The sequence below is a fragment of the Brachyspira pilosicoli genome (assembly GCF_019402445.1).
GTDB classification, from domain to species: domain Bacteria; phylum Spirochaetota; class Brachyspiria; order Brachyspirales; family Brachyspiraceae; genus Brachyspira; species Brachyspira pilosicoli_B.
Map to the genome: position 1 here is coordinate 1 of NZ_SRZM01000060.1, position 4,720 is coordinate 4,720.

At 25.7% G+C, this 4,720-nt stretch carries 3 protein-coding genes and 1 pseudogene; 2 read left to right on the forward strand and 2 right to left on the reverse strand.

Features of this window, described 5'->3' with window-relative positions; all coding sequences use genetic code 11:
- Positions 1-138 precede the first annotated feature (138 nt).
- Both E6A48_RS02590 and tilS read left to right on the forward strand, forming a co-directional pair.
- Entirely contained in the window at positions 139-1,728 is a 1,590-nt protein-coding gene (locus tag E6A48_RS02590; protein ID WP_219708418.1) for an arginine--tRNA ligase, read from the forward strand.
- Between the two features lie 15 nt (positions 1,729-1,743).
- Positions 1,744-3,111 (forward strand): tRNA lysidine(34) synthetase TilS, encoded by a 1,368-nt coding sequence (gene tilS, locus E6A48_RS02595; RefSeq protein ID WP_219708419.1) that lies wholly within the window; start codon positions 1,744-1,746, stop codon positions 3,109-3,111.
- On the opposite strand, the gene E6A48_RS02600 is transcribed toward tilS, so the two are convergent.
- A complete protein-coding gene (locus E6A48_RS02600; RefSeq protein ID WP_219708420.1) occupies positions 3,104-4,507 on the reverse strand; it encodes a VWA domain-containing protein in 1,404 nt (467 codons plus the stop codon). The two genes, tilS and E6A48_RS02600, sit on opposite strands and share 8 nt — an antisense overlap.
- A pseudogene (locus E6A48_RS02605) lies at positions 4,494-4,720 on the reverse strand (AAA family ATPase); the annotation flags it as partial. The gene E6A48_RS02600 and the pseudogene E6A48_RS02605, both read right to left, overlap by 14 nt.

Consider the following 4,720-nt stretch of genomic DNA (forward strand, 5'->3'; position numbering starts at 1 on the left):
AAAAAAATATGTCAATATTATACTACAAATATTAACAATATATAATTATTTAAATACATTAAAATATTATACTTGCAGAAGTTATAAACTTTGATATACTATAAAGGCTATTTTCTAAATATTTTTTGTGGAGAGGGTATGCTTAAAAAAATAGTATCAGATATAATAAAAGAAGCTTTATGCAATTATTTAAAAGACACGGGGATAGATAACATAGATTCTTATATAGATATAGGATACACTGTAGATGAGAAGTTTGGAGATTATGCTTCGCCTGTAGCTATGAGGCTTTCAAAACTTCTTAAAAAAAATCCTTTTGATATAGCTAATGATATTGTAAAACTAATAGATAAAAAATATTTTGATAATGTTGAGGTTGCTAGACCTGGGTTTATAAATTTAACATTATCAAAAGATTATATAAATGAATGTATAAACAAATTATTAGAAGATGATGATTATGGCAAGAACTCTGCAGAAGATAAGAAAAAAATACTAGTTGAATATGTTAGTGCCAATCCTACAGGTCCGCTTCATATTGGTCATGGTAGATGGGCTGCTATTGGAAGTGCTTTATCAAATATACTTAAATATGTTGGTCATGATGTGTATCAAGAGTTTTATGTTAATGATGCGGGAGAGCAGATAACAAAGCTTAATGAGAGTGTTAATGCTGTAAAAGAAGGAAGAGAGATTCCTGAAGATGGATATCATGGTGCTTATATTAAAGATATTGCTAAAATGGAAGGAGTGCCGAAGGATATAATACTAGAACAGCAGAGAAAACTGTTAGAGAGATTTCGCACATATATGGACAATTATGCTTCTGAACTCAAGATAAGAGAGGGCGGAGAATTAGAAAAGACTATAGATTATTTAAATGAAAAGGGGCTTTTATTTGAAGAGGATAATGCTGTTTGGTTTAGAAGTACCAAATATGGCGATGATAAAGATAGGGTAGTTAAAAAAAGTAATGGTTCATACACTTATTTTGCACCAGACATTACATATCACAAAAATAAAATAGACAGAGGATATAAATATTTAATAGATATATTAGGTGCTGACCATCATGGTTATGTTCCTAGAATTACTGCTGCTGTGAGGGCTGTGAGTGATGATACTGCTGATTTAAAAGTTATACTTGGGCAGTTGGTTCGTTTGTATAGAGGAAATGAACTTGTGAGAATGAGTAAAAGAACTGGGGATATGATTAGTCTTGAAGAGGTTATTGATGAGATTGGTGTTGACCCTACTAGATATTTTCTTCTTATGCGTTCATATTCTAGTTCATTAGATTTTGACTTAGAGCTTGCTAAAAAGAAAGATAATGATAACCCCGTTTATTATGTTCAATATGCTTATGCGAGAGTTTGCAATATTTTCTTCAAACTAGAAGAGAAAAATATGAAGTATGATTATAATAAACAGTTTGACATTAATAAAATATCTAATGAAAGCACTTTGAAACTTGCTAAGATGATATTAAGATTCCCAGATGAGATTTATGAGTCTGCTAAGTCTTTAGAGGTTTATACTTTATTAAATTATACTTATGATGTTGCTTCTGCTTTACATAAGTTTTATTATGATAATATTGTATTAGAAGAAAATGATGATATAAGACAGGAAAGACTTACTTTAATAAGAGCTGTTAAAAAGATTCTTGGTATATGTTTTGATATTATAGGCATCACAAAAATAGAAAGAATGTATGACAACAATTAAAAGCAGTCAAAAGATATGTTAAAAGAAGTAGAGCAATTTTTATTAGAAACTATAAAAGAAAATGAAGAAAATAATAAAAAAAATGTTTCTAATAGTTCTTCTAATAAAAAAGAAAAATTAACCTTTGCTGTGGCATATTCTGGCGGTATTGATTCACAGGTACTTTTAAATATAGCATACAAACTTAAAGATAAACTTAACTATAACCTTATAGCAATTCATGTTAATTATAATTTAAGGGGCGAAGAGTCCATTGGCGATGAAATGTTTGCAAGGGATACTGCTAAAAATTATAATATAGATATTTATGTAAAACAAATAGAGAAAGGAAGCTACGATAATAAAAACACTCAATTAGAGGCAAGAAAAGACAGATATTTATTTTTCAAAGAGCTTTATAATAAAAAAATATATGATTATTTGCTTATAGCTCATAATAAAGATGATTTAACAGAAACTATAATTTATAGAATGATTAAAGGAAGCGGCACAAATATTTATAAAGCGTTAAGCAAAAAAAGAAAATATGTGTTAAGACCAATATTAAACTTCTACAGAAAAGATATTGAAGATTACGCCAAAGAAAACAGCTTATCTCACAGAGAAGACTCATCAAACAAAACAAATAAATATTCAAGAAACAAATTGAGAAATGTTATTATACCAATGCTTGAAGAGATAAACTTACAAGCAAAAAATAATATAATAAAGTTTGCTTATAGAGTTTATGAAGAGTCAAACATATTAAGAAAAAAAGTTAATAAAACATATAAAAAAATAGAGATCAGCAGAAATAAAATAAATATAAAAAATATAAAAAACAAACTTGTATTAAAAAAAATAATTATAAAGTTTCTTTTTAAAAACAATATTGAGATAACAGAAAAAAGGCTATTAGAAATATTAAAAATAATTTATTCAAAAAAACCAAATATAGTATTGAGGCTTGATGATTATAATTTAGCAAAAAGTTATTACATGTTAGAAATTGTAAAAACTAATAATATTAATGCAGATTCAATTACAGTTTATAATGACGGAGTTTACAATTTTGCAGGTAAAACCATAAATATAAAAACTGTTTTAAACAAAGACATTGATTATAAAAAAAATATATACATAAAAAAAACTTTCCCACTTACTATACGAAAAAGAAAAGAAGGGGATTTTTTGTATAGCTACCCTAATGGGGAGAAAAAATATTTGAGAAAGATTTTAATAGATTTAAAAGTTGCTATTAAAGAGAGAGATTTAATTCCTATAATAGAATCAGAAAACGAAATAGCTGCAGTATATTTAAATCCTTATGGCATTAACAGAATATCAAAAAATTATGCTCTAAAAGACAACGATGATTATGCATTAGAGATATTAATTAACTAATCTCTTTTATTCCGCTTTCTACATCGAATACCCAATGCCTATTAAAAACTTTTTTATAAGAATGTCCAAATGGAAACTTACCAATAGACACAGCAAAAAAATTATTTCCCTCTTTTCTCTGCTTTAAACATATATCAACCAAATATTGAGGCATATCTTCCATTATAAAATCTGATATCACTAATACATCATTATTATTATATTTTTTCATTATTCTATTTGCTTCATAGAGAGCCTTGTATATATCAGAGCCTCCATAGTAGCTAAGTTTTAAAAATTTTATAAGTTCATCTACTCCGCTATTTTTGTCAAACTTATATGTGTATATTTCTGTGCTGAAGTTAATAAGATAAGCATTTCTATTTTCTGCTATAGCTTTCATCAATATTTTAAACATTATAGATTTGGCAATATATTCGTTTATCCCTTTCATAGAACCGCTTGTGTCTATGCATATAATCATATCGCCTTTTGAATCTTTATAGCCCGATGCAGTTTTGTTTTTATCTAATTCATCAAATGCATAGTAACTTTTATCAAAGCACATAATTCTGTTTTCTATATATTTTAGCTTAAACAATTTTTCTGCTTCCTCATTGCAAAGAAGTGAAAGCTCCTGTGGAATAATGTTTTCTATATCTTTAGAAAAATAAATGCCTGATATCTCATCTTTAGAATCAATCTTTTTGTTTGTATGTGAATAATTATTTTTTAATTCTATGTTTTTTGTTAGTTTTTCTATATCTATTTTTTTGCCTATAGAGTCTGATATTTTGTCTATATAATTATTTTTATCAATATTGTCTATAAACTTAACCCATCTCTCTAATAAAGAAATATCCTCTTCTTTTAATTCACCAACTCTAAAGTCCCACAACACAGCAGTTTTTATTCTAAGTATATTAGACATATATTTTAATCTCTTTAATAATTTAATCCAAGATTCTATATCATTAATAAACTTATATCTTTTTTCTTTAATGGTGTTTATAGTCCATTCATTATTTTTTTTATTATAAACTTCATTCCAATTTGATATTATATTTTTCTTTATAGCGTTTAAATTATTGTTTTCTAATTTATCAAGCCAAAATTTTGTGTCTATATCAAGTGATTTAAATATATTCAAATTATTTATTATATCTTCTTTGCTAATATCTTTTTTATCTAATTCTTTTTTTGCTATTTCTAATTCTCTTTTATTTCCTATATATGGATTATTGTTATATATATAATCATTTAAATCTTTTTTCCATTTTTCAATTTTTGTTTCTAATTCTTTTTCTATTCTTTCATCTTTATTAAAAGAGCTGTAGAAAACTCCTCTCGCCATTTTCTCTGTTTTTTTTATTTCTTTGTTATAAAAATTATTAGTAATGTCATTAAACTGTTTCATGATTTTCTATTTCGCTTTTTAACTTTTCAGCGTTTAATTTTTCGCTTTCAAGGTTTTCTATATAATCATCAAATATCTCTCTAAAAAAATTAAACTCTTCATCAGACATAAATATATTTCTTGATATTTTAAAATTATTTTTAATGTTTAAAATAATATTATCAATCTTTAATAGTAAGTCATTTAGAATATTTATGTATTTTTCTTTTTTTT